The organism is Pseudomonas sp. W2Oct36 (assembly GCF_041060465.1).
Classification (GTDB): domain Bacteria; phylum Pseudomonadota; class Gammaproteobacteria; order Pseudomonadales; family Pseudomonadaceae; genus Aquipseudomonas; species Aquipseudomonas graminis_B.
The window spans coordinates 212,830-229,699 of sequence record NZ_JAUERW010000006.1 but is presented as its reverse complement, the minus strand read 5'-3'; the positions used below and the strand labels follow the sequence as shown (position 1 = coordinate 229,699).

Sequence of the window (16,870 nt, the reverse complement as noted above, 5' to 3'; positions counted from 1 at the left end):
CCTGGTCACAGGCGGGCTGTGAAATCACCTGGAAATTCATTGGGTGAATACCTCCTTCAAGCGAGGTGCGATCGAGTCCAGTGAGCGAATTTCCATGGCGGCGTCGATCGCCGCAGCCGCTTTAGGCATGCCGTACACCGCACAGCTTTCCTGATTCTGGGCGATGGTGAGAAAGCCCCGCTGACGCATCAGCTTGAGTCCCTGCGCACCATCACGGCCCATGCCGGTCAACAAAACACCCACTGCGTCACCATTCCAATAGCTGGCCACACTTTCGAAAAACACGTCGATGGAGGGCCTGTAAATTTCGTTAACCGGCTCTGCGGTGTACGCCAGCGTGCCGTTCCTGAGCAGACGAATATGGTGGTTGGTGCCCGCCAGCAGCACCGTGCCCACTTGCGGCGGCTCGCCATCGCGCGCCAGCCTGACCTCAAGCCCCGAAGAGCCGCTCAGCCATTGCGCCATCCCTTCGGCGAATACCTGATCCACGTGCTGCACCAGCACGATGGCGGCCGGAAAGTCATTCGGCAGCGCCTTGAGCAGTATTTCCAGCGCGGCAGGCCCGCCGGCCGATGAGCCGATCGCGATCAACCGCTGACGCTGTGCCGACTCGCGCACCGGGGGCGGCACGGGGCGCACCCGCGTGTCCCGCTCGCCAATGAGCCAGCCTATATTAAGTATCTTGCGCAACAAAGGCGCGGCGGCATGCCTGGGGTTGCCGGCCCCCAGCGCAGGCGTGTCGACCACGTCCAGCGCGCCATGGCCCATGGCTTCGAACACCCGATGCACATTCTGCTCGCGATCCACGGTGACGATGACGATGGCACACGGCGTCGCCGCCATAATACGTCGAGTCGCCTCCACGCCGTCCATCACCGGCATGATCAGGTCCATCAGTATCAGATCGGGCTTTTGCTGGACGCAACGCTCGACAGCCTCGGCGCCGTTACTGGCCACCCAGACAATCTGGTGCGCCGGCTCGAAAGCCAGCGCGCGACGCAGCGCCTCCACCGCCATGGGCATGTCGTTGACGATGGCGATCTTCATCCCTGCGCATCTCCTATCAACTCAACGACCGCATCGAGCAACGCGTCGTCGTGGAAACTGGCCTTGGCCAGATAGTAATCGGCGCCGGCGTCCAGGCCGCGGCGGCGATCTTCTTCACGGTCCTTGTACGACACCACCATCACCGGCAGCGATTGCAGGCGGCTGTCGCGACGCACCAGCGTCACCAGCTCGATGCCGTCCATGCGCGGCATGTCGATGTCGGTGATGAGGAGGTCGAAATCCTCACCGCGCAGGGCGTTCCAGCCGTCCATGCCGTCTACGGCCACCGCCACTTCATAGCCACGACTGAGCAACAGTTTGCGTTCCAGTTCGCGCACGGTCAGGGAGTCATCGACCACCAGCACGCGCTTGCGCACCCGTGCGTCAGCCTGACGACTGCGCCGGTCGATGCGTTCCAGGCGTCCGGTATTGAGCAGTTTCTCCACCGAACGCAGCATGTCTTCAACGTCGATGATCAGCACCGCCGAGCCGTCGTCGAGCAACGCGCCGGCGGAGATGTCCTGAACCTTGCCCAGGCGCGGATCCAGCGGCAACACCACCAGGGTGCGTTCGCCGATGAAACGCTCCACGGCAACCCCATACACCGCATCGCGCTCGCGAATCACCACCACTTTGAGCACGTCTTCACTGTGCTGGCTGGCCGGACGGTTAAGCAGCTGAGTGGCGGCTACCAGCCCGACGTGGCGCTCTTCATGCCAGAAATGCTGACGCCCTTCCAGCTGTACGATTTCGTCGGCGCGCACGTCACGCATGCGCTCGATGTGCGCCAGCGGAAAGGCATACGCTTCGCCGCCGACGTCCACCACCAGACTGCGCACCACCGACAAGGTCAGCGGCACTTCGAGATGGAAACGGCTGCCCTTCCCCGCGCGCTGGTCCAGTTCGACGCCGCCACGCAGCTGCCGGACCATGTGCTGAACCGCATCCAGACCGACGCCTCGACCGGACACTTCAGTGACCTTGTCGCGCATGCTGAACCCGGGCAGGAACAGGAAGCTCAGCAGTTCCTCCTCGCTCAACTGCGCAGCGGTTTCGGCGGGCGAGAGTTTGCGATCGATGATGCTTTGGCGCAGACGCTCAAGATCCACCCCGGCGCCGTCGTCGATCAGCTCGACCACCAGCAAACCGGCCTGGTGAGAGGCCTTCAGCTTAATCAGCCCCTCGGCTGGCTTACCGATGGCGACGCGCTGCTCGGGCAGCTCGATGCCATGGTCGACGGCGTTGCGCAGCAAGTGGGTCAATGGCGCTTCAAGTTTTTCCAGCACGTCGCGATCGACCTGAGTCTTTTCGCCGTCGATCTCAAGCCGCACCTGCTTGCCCAGCGAGCGGCCCAGATCACGGACCATGCGCGCCTGCCCCGCCAGCACGTCGGCAAACGGTCGCATGCGGCAGGCCAGCGCCGTGTCGTAGAGCAGTTGCGCGCGTTGCGAGGCCTGCCAGCCGAACTCGTCGAGGTCCGCCGTTTGTTGAATCAGCAAATGCTGCGCTTCGCCGAGCAGCCGCCGCGCTTCGTCCAGCGCCTTCTGCGCGTCGGGATCGGTGTTGGCGCCGAGCAAGGCTTCGAGACTGTCCAGCGCTCGGGTCGCACCGGTCTGGGTGCGTTTGACCCGTTGCATCGCGGCCAGATACGGCTTCAGCCGTTGGGTCTCGACCAGCGACTTGCTCGACAGGTCCAGCAGGTTGTTCAAGCGTTCGGCGGTGACGCGCAGGACCCGTTCGCCGGTCTCGACCACACGTCGTTCACCGGGAGCCTCCGCTTTGAGCGCAGGGTCCGGAACGGGTTCGACAGCAGAGGCTGCCAGCTCTTCAGCCGCCGAATCCTGCGCCGACTGAAGCGAGGTGACCAGCGACTGCGCATTGGCCAGCAGGATGTCTTCGAGGGAAGGCAGCGCGGTCGGCACCAGCATGGCTTTCATCGCCGGATCGTCGCTGACCATGTTGTTCATCAGCGCCACATAGCCGTCGACATCTGCCTGAGGCACGGTGGCGCCAGGCGTGGCGATGCGCATCAGCAAATCGGTGCCCATCAGCAGAGCGTCGATGTGCTCGGGCAGTAGGTGCAATCGCCCTTCCTGGGCACTGACCAGGCAATCTTCCATGACGTGGGAAACGCTGACGCCGGCGTTGACCCCGACAATACGCGCCGCGCCTTTCAGCGAATGGGCCGCGCGCATGCACGCTTCCAGTTGATCGGCCTGGGTCGGATTGCGCTCAAGGGCCAACAGGCCTGCGCTCAACACGTGGGTCTGCGCTTCCGCCTCCAGGGTGAAGAGTTCGAACAGCGACGCATCGCGCATTTGATCGGGCGTCATGTCAGGCTCCGGTTCACAGCCGACAACAGGTGGTCTTCATCGAGCAGGCGCAAGCTGCGGTTTTTCCATTGCACGACCCCTCGGGTGAAGCGCGCGTTGCTGTTCTGCGTCGACGCCGAGGCACTGTCCAGCAGACGCGCCTCAATGGCATGAATGCCGTCGACTTCGTCCACCGGCACCACCACCGGACCGCCGTCTGCCGAAACGATCAGCATGCGCGGCAATGTTCGGGCGTCACCCACCGGCGCGACTGAAGGGTCCAGCCCGAGCAGTTCGACGAACGACAGGCACGCCACCAGGGCGCCGCGCACATTGGCAACCCCCAGCAAGGCGCGGGAACGCTGGTGCGGAAGGGAATGAATGGCTTGCACCGGCGACACTTCCACCAGACACCGGGTCGGCAGACCGAGCCACTCTTCGCCCAGACGAAACACCACGGTCGAGCGGGTTTCGACGTCGACGGCCAGCGCATCGGTGTGCATCGACACGCGCTGCTCCTGCGCCAGCGAATAGCGGTCGAGCAAGCGCGTGGCTGCGGCCGAGTAGACGGAGCAGTTACGGCAATGAATATGATCGGCAAGCAGCGGACAGGAGCGGTCGCCATGGATGCCAATGCGGTTCCAGCAGTCGTCGATCGCCTCGGCGTCGTCGCTGACCAGCTCTGTGTGTACGCGACTCATCCACTGTGTCCTTCTTTAGTGACACCCCGTGCCGCGCGCTCCTGCAGCCGCCGGGCCCCTGCGCTGTCGCCCTGGGCGGCGAGGAGCGCGGCCAGTTGCGCCAGGGTTTCCGGATGCTGTGGTTGCAGATACAACGCCTTGCGATAAAACCCTTGTGCCGCGCTCGTCTCCCCCGCCACTTCGCTGAGCAGGCCCAGCCAGTAAAACACCGGCGCCACGGGGTCGAAGCGCTTGAGGTACTGCTCGCACGCCACCTTCGCCTCGCCACTGCGGCCTTCGTTGGCAAGGACGGCGATGCTGCGCAGCAACTCGGCTGCTTCGCAATTGCCAGCACCCGGCGCTACCACCGCCTTGATGTCGGGTCTGAGCGCAGCCCTGCGTTCTTCAGCCAGCGCAGGATCACCCAACAACCTCGGCGCAAAGGCCTGGGGTTTAAGGGTGCCGCGCGACGGGGCCGAGGCTGAGCGAGCAGACGTTGAGTAAGCAGGCAAAGCATCGTTTCGCGACGGCGGCATGGCTGGGGCAGTCAGCCCGCCGTGGGGTTCGGAAACGGCCTCGTCACGCCGACGAAAGGCAAAGGATTGGGGAATGCCGATCGACACCATGCCCATGCGCCCGAGCAGGCTGCCCTCGGCGGGGCCGATAAACAGCACGCCGTCGTCGCGGGTCATGCGTTTGAGCGCCTCGAAGCCCTGACGCTGAGTCTCGACGTCGAAGTAGATCAGCAGGTTGCGGCAGAACACGAAATCGTAGGCCGACTGCGCCACCGGCATGGCGGGATCGAGCAGGTTGCCGCACTGAAAGCGGACCTGATCACGTACGCGCATCTCCAGACGATAGCCCTCTTCGGCCGCGTTGAAGAAACGCTCCCGAAAACCCAGTTGATCCCCACGAAAGGAGTTCTTGCCATACACGCCCTGGCGCGCGCGCTGGATTGAAAGCGGGCTGATGTCCACCGCCTCGACGCTGAACTGCGGGCCTCGCAAACCGGCGTCGAACAGCGCCATGGCGATGGAATAAGGCTCCTCGCCGGTGGAGCACGGCAGGCTGAGAATCCGCAGCGGACGCACGCCATTGAGCTGCGCCAGTCGGGTACTGGCCAGCTTGCCGAGGGTGACGAAGGATTCCGGGTAACGGAAAAACCACGTTTCGGGGACGATCACCGCTTCGATCAGCGCCTGTTGCTCGTCCGCCGAAACCAGCAGCGTCTGCCAGTAATCGTCGTGGTCCCGCGCCTTGGACAGCGTGCAGCGCTGACGCACGGCGCGCTCGATGATCGCCTCGCCCACCGACGCGACGTCCAGCCCGATGCGGTCCTTTAGGAAAGCGAAGAAACGCGCATCGCTGCTCATGGCGTGGCCTCGAAGGCATCCAGGCTCATGGGCTGTTCGGGAAACAACAGTTCGCGCACAGCGTCGCTGAGCAAGTCTTCCACGCGTATCCACTGCAGCAGGCCGTGTTCGTCTTCGCGCACCGGCCCCAGATACGGCGCTTGGGCGTTGTCCAGGCCGTAGGCTTTGAATTCATGGGGCGAGCAGCGCAGCGTGTCGGTTGCCTGTTCGAGGATCAACCCCAGCTCACGCGGGGGACGATCGCCGCCCAGGCGATAGTGCACCAGCACCAGCCGCGTGCTGGTGCGCAGCTGGGAAGGATGGCCGAAGGTCAGCGCGCTGAGGTCGATGACAGGGACGATTGCACCCCGGTGGGCGAATACACCGGCGACCCAGTGCGGCGCTTGCGCGATGGGCTTGAGCACCAGCCGTGGCAGCACTTCGGCGACTTCTGTCGCTTGCAGCGCATAACGTTCCGCACCGATACGGAACAGCAGAAACAGCTTGCTCTTCGGCAATACCGCAGCGCTGCGCTTGGCTGAATGCTCGATCATGGGCCTGACTCAGACCTTGAAACGCGAAACGCCGCTACGCAGCCCCACCGCCACCTGGCTCAGCTCATCGATGGCAAAGCTGGCCTGACGCAGGGATTCAACGGTCTGGCTGCTGGCGTCACCCAACTGCACCAGCGCCTGGTTGATCTGTTCGGCGCCGGTGGCCTGGGCCTGCATGCCTTCGTTGACCATCAAGACACGCGGCGCGAGGGCCTGCACCTGATGAATGATCTGCGAAAGCTGCTCGCCGACCTGGGTCACTTCGTACATGCCGCGACGCACTTCTTCGGAGAATTTGTCCATGCCCATGACGCCTGCCGACACCGCCGACTGGATCTCCCGAACCATCTGCTCGATGTCGTAGGTGGCCACGGCGGTCTGGTCGGCCAGGCGCCGGACCTCGGTCGCCACCACGGCGAAACCACGGCCATATTCGCCGGCTTTTTCGGCTTCGATGGCGGCGTTGAGCGACAGCAGGTTGGTCTGGTCGGCGACTTTGACGATGGTCACCACCACCTGATTGATGTTGCCGGCCTTCTCATTGAGGATCGCCAGCTTGGAGTTGACCAGATCGGCCGCGCCCATGACCGAGTGCATGGTTTCTTCCATGCGTGCCAGGCCTTGCTGACCGGAGCCCGCCAGGACCGAAGCCTGATCCGCAGCCGAGGTCACTTCGGTCATGGTGCGCACCAGATCCCGGGACGTTGCGGCAATTTCCCGCGACGTCGCGCCGATTTCCGTGGTGGTCGCAGCGGTCTCGGTGGCCGTGGCTTGTTGCTGTTTGGAGGTCGCGGCGATCTCGGTCACCGAGGTGGTCACCTGAATCGACGAGCGCTGGGCCTGGGACACCAGTGCGGCGAGTTCGGCAACCATGTCGTTAAAGCCGGTTTGCACCGATCCGAACTCATCGTTGCGGTCCAGTGCCAGCCGCGTGCTCAGGTCGCCAGTGCGCATGATGTCGAGGATCTGCACGATGCGGTTCATCGGCGCCAGAATTGCGCGCATCAGCAACAGGCCGCACGCAGCTGCTGCCAGCAGAGCGATGATCAGCGAGATGCCGAGGGTGATCTTGGCGCTGGAAACCGCGGCCTGGATGGCGTCGGACGCCTTGTCGGCGACCACCTTGTTCTTGGCGCCGAGTGCATTGAGTTCCTTGCGACCCTCAAACCACGCGGGCGTGAGTTGCTCGGCAAACATCCGTTGGGACAGCGCATAGTTGTCGCCCTGATAGGCCGCTAGCACACCGTTGAGCACTAGCTGATAGCGCTCGCGCAACTGCAGAAACTGGGCGAAGTCATTGCGATCGGATTCGTCGAAGATGCTTTTCTGGTAATTGACGATCTGCGCCTGCAGGCGGTCTTCGAAGTCTTTGTACTGGTCTTCTTCAGCGCTGGTGAGGTCGCGTCCGGCGCCCTCACTGAGTAAATGCTGAGTGGCTACGTAGCTTTCAACCCAGGCGCCGCGCACGGTGCTGCTGTAAAAAACGCCGGGCAGCGCGTCCAGCCGTACGGCATCGCCACTGCTCTCGATCACCAACAAGCGATTGAATGCCGCAACCACCATCAACAGCATGATGGCGATGATGACAGCGAAGCTCGCCAAAATCCGTTGACGCAACGTCCAGTTCTTCACAGTCAGCCCTCAAGGGTTCAACGCCGGCATGACCGGGTTCAAGAAGCGGACCGACAGACGGTCCAAAGCGAGCGGGAGTATAGCCTAGTGCCTTACCGACACTTGGGGTGTTTCTGACGAGGAAAACGCCATAACACACAGCCATATCGGAAATGTCTTACACGCTATCGGCTTGATGTGGCGTTGCTTGATGGTACGAATACGGCGCGGGCGGATGTCTGGGCGGGACTTCTGTAGCGAGGAATAAGAATGCGGGTCAGGCCCCAGTGATTGTGGGGCCTGACCCAACAGGTTTGCGGCTATTGGCCGTCGTATCCGTGCCGGATCGCAGGGCGGAATGACGGTTTACGGCTGGGCCTGACGCACCTGCTGCTCAAGCTCGGTCTTCAACGCCGGATCGAGTTTCAGTTGCTTGGCGAGTTCGTCCAGGTAAGCGCGCTCCATGAAGTGCTCTTCGTCGACCATCATTACGCTGGCCAGGTACATCTCGGCAGCGATTTCCGGGGTTTGCGCCGCACGGGCGACATCGACAGGGTCCAGTGGTTTGTTCAGCTCGGCATGGAGCCACTGCTGCAGTTCATTGTCGCCGGTGATGCGGGTGAACTCGCCTTCGATGAGTTCGCGTTCACGGTCGTCGACGTGGCCGTCAGCCTTGGCCGCGGCCACCAGCGCCCGCAGGATGGCTTCGCTGTGCTGTTCAACCTGGGCCGGTGGCACGCGGTCAACGGTTTGCGGCTCAACCGGTTGCGCCACCCCCTGACTCGCCTGCCAGTTGCCATAGGCCTTGTACGCCAGCACGCCCAACGCTGCGAGCCCGCCGTAGGTCAGCGCTTTGCCGCCCATTTTGCGTGCGCCTTTGTTGCCCATCAGCAAGCCCATCGCGCCCGCCGCCAACGCACCGCCGCCAGCACCGGAGAGCAGCCCGCCAAGGCTGCCGCCCAGCTTGCCTCCCAGACCGCTGCCGCCGACCTTGCCAAGCAGATCGCCAAGCCCGCCCTGCCCGTTTTGCCCGCTTTTGCCGCTCTTGTCGTGAGCGCCGGCCTTGTTTTGCAGCAGGTCCTGACCGGATTTCAACAATTGATCAAGTAAACCGCGCGTGTTCATGACTTCACCTTCAGAAATGGGGACAGACGATTCGACCCGCAGGTTAAGGCGAAGGCACCGACGCACGTCAGGCGGGTTTGCTTCTGAATGTTGCGGCGACTGAGCGTCCAGAGCCCGGACAGGTTTTCACTCAACCGCATCCGCCTGCAGGAATGGGCTCGGTATTTGCTGCGTGAAGTTTGTCGGGGATCGAACGGGGCACTACGCTCTGCACCACCGATCTCTGCCCAAACCACCACCATGAGGCAAACCCACCATGTCCGTGCACAAGACCGCGATTCTGAGCGCCGTGATTACCGCACTATTCACCAGCGGCGCGGTGCAGGCCGCTGAAGCACTCACGGCGGTGGGCGATGGCGAGGGGCAGCTGGATATCGTGGCGTGGCCGGGTTACATCGAGCGAGGCGAAAGCGACAAGGCCTACGACTGGGTGACCGGCTTCGAGCAGGAGACCGGCTGCAAGGTCAACGTCAAGACCGCTGCAACCTCCGACGAGATGGTCAGCCTGATGACCAAGGGCGGCTATGACCTGGTCACCGCGTCGGGCGACGCGTCGTTGCGGCTGATCGCCGGCAAGCGCGTGCAGCCCATCGACCCCACGCTGATCCCGAACTGGAAAACCCTCGACCCGCGCCTGAAAGATGGTCCGTGGTACACGGTTGAAAACAAAACGTACGGCACGCCGTACCAGTGGGGCCCGAACGTGCTGATGTACAACACCAACGTGTTCAAGACGCCGCCGGTGAGTTGGAGCGTGGTGTTCGAGCCGCAGGATTTGCCCGACGGCAAACCGAACAAGGGCCGGGTCCAGGCCTACGACGGGCCGATCTACATCGCCGACGCTGCGCTGTATTTGAAGACGGCCAAGCCGGAACTGAACATCGTCGATCCCTATCAGCTCACCGAGACCCAGTACAAGGCCGTGCTCGATCTGCTACGCGCCCAGCAGCCGCTGGTTCATCGCTACTGGCATGACGCGACGGTGCAGATGAGCGACGTGAAAAACGAAGGCGTGGCGGCGTCGAGTTCGTGGGGCTACATGGTCAACGGGCTGGTTGCCGAGAAACAGCCCGTGGCCTCGACCATCCCCCAGGAAGGCGCCACCGGCTGGGCCGACACGACGATGTTGCACGCCGAAGCCAAACACCCGAACTGTGCCTACAAATGGATGAACTGGTCGCTGCAACCGAAAGTTCAGGGTGACGTTGCCGCCTGGTTCGGCTCCCTGCCGGTGGTGCCTGACGCCTGCAAGGGCAACGCACTGCTCGGCGCCGAGGGCTGCGAAACCAACGGATTTGACCTGTTCGAGAAAATCGCCTTCTGGAAAACCCCACAGGCTGAGGGCGGCAAGTACGTGCCGTACAGCCGCTGGACTCAGGATTACATTGCGATCATGGGTGGACGTTAAGCCATGACCCACGCTGTCCAGTTCACCCAGGTCTCGCGGCTGTTCGGCGAAGTGAAAGCCGTGGACCGGGTGTCCATCGACATCCAGGAAGGCGAGTTCTTTTCCATGCTCGGCCCTTCGGGTTCCGGCAAAACCACCTGCCTGCGCCTGATCGCAGGCTTCGAGCAACCCAGCGCCGGCTCGATCCGCATTCATGGTCAGGAAGCCGCCGGTCTGCCGCCCTACCAGCGCGACGTCAACACCGTGTTTCAGGACTACGCGCTGTTCCCTCACATGAACGTGCGGGACAACGTCGCCTACAGCCTGAAAGTAAAAGGCGTCGGCAAGGCCGAACGGATCAAGCGCGCCGACGAGGCACTGAACATGGTCGCCCTTGATGGCTACGGCGCACGCAAACCCGCGCAACTGTCCGGCGGCCAGCGCCAGCGTGTAGCCCTGGCGCGGGCACTGGTCAATCGCCCGCGGGTGTTACTGCTCGACGAACCCCTCGGCGCCCTCGACCTGAAGCTGCGCGAACAGATGCAGAGCGAACTGAAGAAACTGCAGCGTCAACTGGGCATCACCTTCATCTTCGTCACCCACGACCAGACTGAAGCGCTGTCGATGTCGGACCGGGTCGCGGTGTTCAACAAGGGCCGCATCGAGCAGGTCGATACGCCACGCAATCTGTACATGAAACCGGCGACGACCTTCGTGGCAGAGTTCGTGGGCACCTCCAACGTCGTGCGTGGTGAACTGGCGCAGATGTTGAGCGGCAATCCGGGCGCGTTTTCGATTCGACCGGAGCACATCCGTTTTGCCGAGGGCGGCACTGTGACGCACGACATTCAGCTCAGCGGCGTGCTGCACGACATTCAATACCAGGGCAGTGCCACCCGCTACGAGGTCAGACTGGACAACGGCCAGACGCTCACGGTCAGCCAGGCCAACGATCAGTGGCTGGACGCCGGCGCGCATCATCGACCGGGGCAACCCGTCACCGTTCGCTGGGCGCGGGAAGCGATGATTACGTTGCATGACACGCCGGTTGAGGCGCAGTGAGATGGGTCAGACCTTCACAGGCCCGGCACCGACGCAACGGCCATCGCCACTCCGGCGCTTTTCCAACTTGCTGTATCGACGCCCGAATCTGTACCTGTCGCTGCTGCTGATCCCGCCGCTGCTGTGGTTCGGCGCGATTTACCTCGGCTCGCTGCTGGGCCTGTTGTGGCAGGGCTTCTATACCTTCGACGACTTCAGCATGACTGTGACGCCGGACCTGACCCTGGCGAACTTCGGCGCGCTGTTCAACCCGGCCAATTTCGACGTCATCCGGCGCACCCTGGTCATGGCGGTTGCAGTGTCCATCGCCAGCGCCATCGTCGCCTTCCCCATCGCCTATTACATGGCGCGCTACACCACCGGCAAAACCAAGGCGTTCTTCTACATTGCGGTGATGATGCCCATGTGGGCCAGCTACATCGTCAAGGCCTACGCATGGACGCTGCTGCTGGCCAAGGGCGGCGTGGCGCAATGGTTCGTGCAGCATCTGGGGCTGGCGCCGGTGTTGCAGTGGCTGTTGAGCGTGCCCGGCATTGGTGGCAGCACATTGTCGACCTCGCACCTTGGGCGTTTCATGGTGTTCGTCTACATCTGGCTGCCGTTCATGATCCTGCCGATTCAGGCCTCCCTCGAACGCCTGCCGCCCTCTTTGCTGCACGCCTCCGCCGACCTCGGTGCCACGCCGCGGCAAACGTTCATGCAGGTGATTCTGCCGCTGTCGGTGCCAGGGATTGCGGCGGGCTCGATCTTCACGTTTTCGCTGACGCTGGGGGATTTCATCGTGCCGCAGCTGATCGGCCCGCCGGGCTACTTCATTGGCAGCATGGTCTACGCGCAGCAAGGCGCCATCGGCAACATGCCCATGGCCGCGGCATTCACGCTGGTGCCCATCGTGCTGATCGCGGTTTATCTGGCTATTGTCAAACGACTGGGGGCTTTCGATGCACTCTGAAAGAGCGTCGTGGGGCCTGAAGATCGCCGCCTGGGGCGGGCTGGTATTCCTGCACTTTCCGATCCTGATCATCCTCGTCTACGCCTTCAACACCGAAGACGCCGCCTTCAGCTTCCCGCCGAAGGGTTTCACCCTGAAGTGGATCGGCGTGGCGTTCGCGCGGCCCGACGTCCTGGAGTCGATCAAGCTGTCGCTGCAAATCGCCTGCGTTGCCACACTGATCGCCCTGGTGATCGGCACGCTGGCCTCGGCGGCGCTGTACAGGCGGGACTTCTTCGGCAAGGACGGGATTTCACTGATGCTGATTCTGCCCATCGCCCTGCCCGGCATCATCACCGGGCTGGCCTTGTTGTCAGCGTTCAAGAGCCTGGGGATCGAGCCAAGGATGTTCACCATCATTGTCGGCCACGCGACCTTCTGCGTGGTGATCGTCTACAACAACGTCATCGCCCGCCTGCGCCGCACCTCCCACAGCCTGATCGAAGCGTCGATGGACCTCGGCGCCGATGGCTGGCAGACCTTCCGCTACATCATCATGCCTAACCTTGGCTCGGCGCTGCTGGCCGGCGGCATGCTGGCGTTTGCCCTGTCGTTCGACGAAATCATCGTCACCACCTTCACCGCCGGGCACGAACGCACCCTGCCCATCTGGCTGCTCAACCAACTCAGCCGCCCGCGGGACGTGCCGGTGACCAACGTCGTGGCGATGCTCGTGATGATGGTGACCCTGCTGCCGATCCTCGGCGCGTATTACCTGACTCGGGGCGGGGAAAGCGTGGCGGGGAGTGGGGGGAAGTGAAGGGCTATCTTCATTCCGGAGGCCGACGCAGGACAAATGTGGGAGCGAGCTTGCTCGCGAAGAGGTCGGTACATTCGCCAAATCTTCAGCGGCTGGAATACCGTCTTCGCGAGCAAGCTCACTCCCACATGAATCTTCTCCAATAGAACCAGCATCACAGAGCCAGAGATGCTGGAGCAGTGCAGATCAGCTATTCAGCGGTGTGATCAATCCCGCAAATCCGACTCATGAATCGGCTGATCGCGGTGCGTTGCTCGCTGGTATTGCGCAGGCCATGTGGCCTGGCGTCCACCGAGCGCCTCGTCGGCTTGCAGCGGCCAGTACGGATCGCGCAGCAGTTCGCGGGCGAGGAAAATCAGGTCTGCCTGGCCGGTACGCAGAATGGTGTCGGCCTGGGTGGGTTCGGTGATCATGCCGACGGTGCCGGTGGCAATGCCGGACTCGTTGCGCACGCGAGCGGCGAACTCGGTTTGATAGCCCGGGCCCACGGGGATCTCGGCTTTCGCCGCAGTGCCGCCGGAGGACACGTCAACAAGATCAACGTCCAACTCTTTCAAGCGCTTTGCCAGCTCAACGGTTTCGTCCGCAGTCCAGCCGCCTTCCACCCAGTCGGTGGCCGAGACGCGCACGAACAACGGCAGGCCTGCAGGCCAGACGTCGCGCACGGCTTTGGTGATTTCAAGCGTCAGACGAATGCGGTTTTCGAACGAGCCACCGTATTGATCCTGACGCTGGTTGCTCAGCGGCGACAGGAACTGATGCAGCAGATAACCGTGGGCAGCGTGAATTTCGACGACTTCGAAACCTGCGGTCAAGGCACGTTTGGCGGCGTCGACGAACGCCTTGATCACGTCCTGAATCTGGGCTTCATCCAGCGGGGTGGGCACGGTGTAGGTCGGGTCGAATGGGATCTTCGAGGGCCCCCAGGTCGCCCAGCCACCCTGGTCGGCAGGGATGGCGCCACTCTGGCTCACCCATGGCCGCCATGTACTGGCCTTGCGTCCGGCATGGGACAGCTGAATGCCGGCAACCACGCCCTGTGCTTTGATGAATCGAGTGATGCGTTGCAGCGGCTCGATGTGCTCGTCGTTCCAGATGCCGAGGTCTTCCGGGGTAATGCGCCCATCCTGGGTCACCGCCGCCGCTTCAGTGAAAATCAGCCCTGCGCCGCCGACCGCGCGGCTGCCCAGATGGACCAAATGCCAGTCATTGGCCAGGCCGTCGGCGCAGCAGTACTGACACATTGGCGAAACCACGATGCGATTGCGCAGTGTCAGTTCGCGAAGGGTATAGGGTTCAAGCAGCAGGCTCATGGGGGACCTCTCAGATCGTGTGGCAGGTTCCTTACGTGCGAACCTTGAGCCTAGTCGACAACCCGAGCGAAGTGAGGGTTCAGTCATTTCCCGGCTGAAGCCGGTCCTACCGAGACACCGCGTACATCTGTAGGACTGGCTTTAGCCGGGAAGGCGTCGGATGTCACACCGCGAGATTGAGGGTGCCCACGCAGGCCCCTTCCCGGCTAAAGCCGGTCCTACCGAGACACCGCGTACATCTGTAGGACTGGCTTTAGCCGGGAAGGCGTCAGCAGGCACACCGCAAGTTGATCGTGGCTCAGCGCGGCGAGAGGTGAACCACCATCAGTTGCACGGTTTCGTTGCCGCGAAATTCGTTCAGGTCCAGCTTGTAGGCCAGCTCGACCCAGCGCACAGTCGGGTTGGGCCATACGTCGCGGTCGACGCTGAAGGCGATGCCTTCAAGCTTCACGCTGCCGCACTCGGTCTTGAGTACCATCTTCAGATGGCGCTCGCCGACCACCCGCTGCTCCACCAGCTGGAACACGCCATGGAACAACGGTTCGGGAAAGTGCTGCCCCCACGGGCCGGCATTGCGCAGGGCACGGGCCAGTTCCAGATGAAATTCTTCCACCGCCAAGGTGCCGTCGGACAACAGCCGGCCGGTCAGGTCTTCTTCCTTGAGCTGGCGGCGAACCTCGGTGTCGAAGGCCTCGGCGAATGCCGGGAAGTTGCCTTCCGGCAGCGACAGCCCGGCCGCCATCGCGTGGCCGCCGAACTTGCTGATCAGCTCGGGATGTTTCGCCGCCACGGCATCCAGTGCGTCGCGGATGTGAAAGCCGGGTACCGAACGCGCCGACCCCTTCAGCACACCCTCGCCGGCGCTGGCGAACGCGATAGTCGGGCGGTGATAACGCTCTTTCAGGCGCGAAGCCAGAATGCCGATCACGCCCTGGTGCCACTCGGGTTCGAACAGGCACAGCCCAAACGGCATCGACTCCAGCGGCAGGTCCTTGAGCTGGGCGAGCGCCTCGCGCTGCATGCCCTGCTCGATGGATTTGCGGTCCTGATTGAGCTCGTCCAGACGCACCGCCATTTCCCGCGCCTCGGTCTCGTCATCACACAGCAGGCATTCGATGCCCAGGCTCATATCATCCAGACGCCCGGCCGCATTCAGGCGCGGGCCGATGATGAACCCCAGATCGGTGGAGGTGATGCGCGACGCCTCGCGACGGGCGACCTCCAGAATGGCGCGCAACCCCGGACGTGCACGCCCGGCGCGGATGCGCATCAGCCCCTGGTGCACCAGAATCCGGTTGTTGGCATCCAGCGGCACCACGTCAGCGACGCTGCCCAGCGCCACCAGATCCAGCAACTCGCCCAGATTGGGTTGAGCGCGGCCCTCGAACCAGCCGATGTCCCGCAGTCGCGCGCGCAAGGCCATCAACACATAAAAGATCACGCCGACGCCGGCCAGCGACTTGCTCGGGAAGGTGCAGCCGGGCTGGTTCGGGTTAACGATGGCATCAGCCGCCGGCAATTCGTGGCCGGGCAAGTGGTGATCGGTGACCAACACCTGCAAGCCCGCCGCTTTCGCTGCCGCAACGCCTTCGACGCTGGAAATGCCGTTGTCCACGGTCATCAGCAAATCGGGCTGACGTTCAAGGGCGACCTGGACGATTTCAGGTGTCAGGCCGTAACCGAATTCGAAACGGTTCGGCACCAGGTAGTCCACGTGCGCGGCACCGAGCAAGCGCAGGCCCATCACGCCGACGGTGCTGGCCGTCGCGCCGTCGGCATCGAAGTCGCCCACGATGAGAATGCGATGGCGCTGCTGCAACGCCGTCACCAGCAGCTCGACGGCGGCGTCGATGCCCTTGAGCTGTTGATACGGAATCAATCGGGCAAGGCCCTTGTCGAGTTCTGCCTCCGAGGCGACACCGCGGGCCGCGTACAGCCGGGTGAGCAAGGGTGGCAGGTCGCCAAGAAAAGGCAGGGTGTCAGGTAACTCGCGTGGTTCGATGCGCATTCAGGTTCCGCTGGGATTCTCGTTGGGACTGGCAGGAGGCAGCGATGCCGTCGCGATGGCTTGGCAACAGCATCGCGAGGCCGTCGCGGTGCAGGCGTGAATCAGCCCCGCTCGCCTGCCAGCCACTGCAATTGCACTTCGTGCTGGCCGCGATCATCTGTGACGAAGATCGTGCCTTCGCTGATCATCACGTCCCACTTGATCACCCGAGGCATGTCCTTGGACAAGACTTCGAGCGCTTCTTGGGGGACCGAAGCGATGTTGACGTTCTTCAGCGTCTTGATCGCCGGTATGACCTTGCCTTCCCACACCCGCAGACTGCCGTAGGCCAGCAGGCTGGTGCGTTCGGTACGGCGCGAGCACCAGGTCAGGCGGTCGGCGTCGGGCTGTCCGACTTCGATCCAGTGCAGGACGCGATCGTCCAGACTCTTTTCCCACAGCGCCGGTTCATCGACGTCTGACAGACCCCGGCCAAACGACAGGTGCTCGTTGTACCAGAAGGCGTAGGCCAGGAGGCGCACGGTCATGCGCTCTTCGGTTTCCGAAGGATGACGGGCGATGGTCTGCTTGACGGTTTCATAGACCCCGCGATCAAGGTCGGTGAGGTTGAGTTCGAACTTGTAGGTCGTGGACGGCTGGGCCATGAACGGGCTTCTAGAGAGACGGGA

Annotated in this window: 14 protein-coding genes; 4 read left to right on the top strand and 10 right to left on the bottom strand. The window is 63.0% G+C overall.

Annotated elements, in window-relative coordinates:
- Positions 1 to 36 precede the first annotated feature (36 nt).
- From QWI18_RS11725 to QWI18_RS11695, 7 genes are all read right to left on the bottom strand, one after another.
- On the bottom strand, positions 37 to 1,047 hold the full coding sequence (locus QWI18_RS11725; protein WP_296306131.1) for a chemotaxis response regulator protein-glutamate methylesterase: 1,011 nt from the start codon (positions 1,045 to 1,047) through the stop codon (positions 37 to 39).
- On the bottom strand, positions 1,044 to 3,380 hold the full coding sequence (locus tag QWI18_RS11720; protein ID WP_296306132.1) for a hybrid sensor histidine kinase/response regulator: 2,337 nt from the start codon (positions 3,378 to 3,380) through the stop codon (positions 1,044 to 1,046). The genes QWI18_RS11725 and QWI18_RS11720 overlap by 4 nt, the downstream gene beginning before the upstream one ends.
- The gene (locus QWI18_RS11715) at positions 3,377 to 4,060 is read right to left on the bottom strand and encodes a chemotaxis protein CheW (RefSeq protein ID WP_065989925.1); all 684 of its coding nucleotides are present in this window, start codon (positions 4,058 to 4,060) and stop codon (positions 3,377 to 3,379) included. Before QWI18_RS11715 ends, QWI18_RS11720 begins: the two co-directional genes overlap by 4 nt.
- Positions 4,057 to 5,412 (bottom strand): CheR family methyltransferase, encoded by a 1,356-nt coding sequence (locus QWI18_RS11710; protein WP_369318882.1) that lies wholly within the window; start codon positions 5,410 to 5,412, stop codon positions 4,057 to 4,059. The genes QWI18_RS11715 and QWI18_RS11710 overlap by 4 nt, the downstream gene beginning before the upstream one ends.
- Positions 5,409 to 5,945, bottom strand: a complete 537-nt coding sequence (locus QWI18_RS11705; RefSeq protein ID WP_065989927.1) for a chemotaxis protein CheW — start codon at positions 5,943 to 5,945, stop codon at positions 5,409 to 5,411. Before QWI18_RS11705 ends, QWI18_RS11710 begins: the two co-directional genes overlap by 4 nt.
- Before the next feature lie 9 nt (positions 5,946 to 5,954).
- Positions 5,955 to 7,577 carry a methyl-accepting chemotaxis protein gene (locus QWI18_RS11700; protein WP_065989928.1) on the bottom strand — a complete coding sequence of 541 codons (1,623 nt, stop codon included), beginning with the start codon at positions 7,575 to 7,577 and terminating at the stop codon, positions 5,955 to 5,957.
- A gap of 345 nt (positions 7,578 to 7,922) precedes the next feature.
- Entirely contained in the window at positions 7,923 to 8,681 is a 759-nt protein-coding gene (locus QWI18_RS11695; RefSeq protein ID WP_065989930.1) for a tellurite resistance TerB family protein, read from the bottom strand.
- A gap of 256 nt (positions 8,682 to 8,937) precedes the next feature.
- On the opposite strand from QWI18_RS11695, the gene ydcS reads away from it, so the two are divergent.
- The 4 genes from ydcS to QWI18_RS11675 are packed head-to-tail and all read left to right on the top strand — an operon-like array spanning position 8,938 to position 12,881.
- Entirely contained in the window at positions 8,938 to 10,089 is a 1,152-nt protein-coding gene (ydcS, locus tag QWI18_RS11690) for a putative ABC transporter substrate-binding protein YdcS (protein WP_369318881.1), read from the top strand.
- A gap of 3 nt (positions 10,090 to 10,092) precedes the next feature.
- Entirely contained in the window at positions 10,093 to 11,130 is a 1,038-nt protein-coding gene (locus QWI18_RS11685; protein ID WP_369318880.1) for an ABC transporter ATP-binding protein, read from the top strand.
- A gap of 1 nt (position 11,131) precedes the next feature.
- On the top strand, positions 11,132 to 12,082 hold the full coding sequence (locus QWI18_RS11680; protein ID WP_192132253.1) for an ABC transporter permease: 951 nt from the start codon (positions 11,132 to 11,134) through the stop codon (positions 12,080 to 12,082).
- Positions 12,072 to 12,881, top strand: coding sequence for an ABC transporter permease (locus tag QWI18_RS11675; RefSeq protein WP_369318879.1), 810 nt, complete (start codon positions 12,072 to 12,074; stop codon positions 12,879 to 12,881). Before QWI18_RS11680 ends, QWI18_RS11675 begins: the two co-directional genes overlap by 11 nt.
- A 206-nt stretch (positions 12,882 to 13,087) precedes the next feature.
- Here QWI18_RS11675 and QWI18_RS11670 read toward each other — a convergent pair whose 3' ends face one another.
- The 3 genes from QWI18_RS11670 to QWI18_RS11660 all read right to left on the bottom strand — a co-directional run bounded on the left by QWI18_RS11670 (position 13,088) and on the right by QWI18_RS11660 (position 16,846).
- Positions 13,088 to 14,194 (bottom strand): NADH:flavin oxidoreductase/NADH oxidase, encoded by a 1,107-nt coding sequence (locus QWI18_RS11670; protein ID WP_192132257.1) that lies wholly within the window; start codon positions 14,192 to 14,194, stop codon positions 13,088 to 13,090.
- 298 nt (positions 14,195 to 14,492) lie between these two features.
- Complete coding sequence (gene recJ, locus QWI18_RS11665; RefSeq protein WP_192132258.1) at positions 14,493 to 16,202, bottom strand: single-stranded-DNA-specific exonuclease RecJ; 1,710 nt, start codon at positions 16,200 to 16,202, stop codon at positions 14,493 to 14,495.
- A gap of 101 nt (positions 16,203 to 16,303) precedes the next feature.
- A complete protein-coding gene (locus QWI18_RS11660; protein ID WP_065989944.1) occupies positions 16,304 to 16,846 on the bottom strand; it encodes a YaeQ family protein in 543 nt (180 codons plus the stop codon).
- Positions 16,847 to 16,870: the final 24 nt, after the last annotated feature.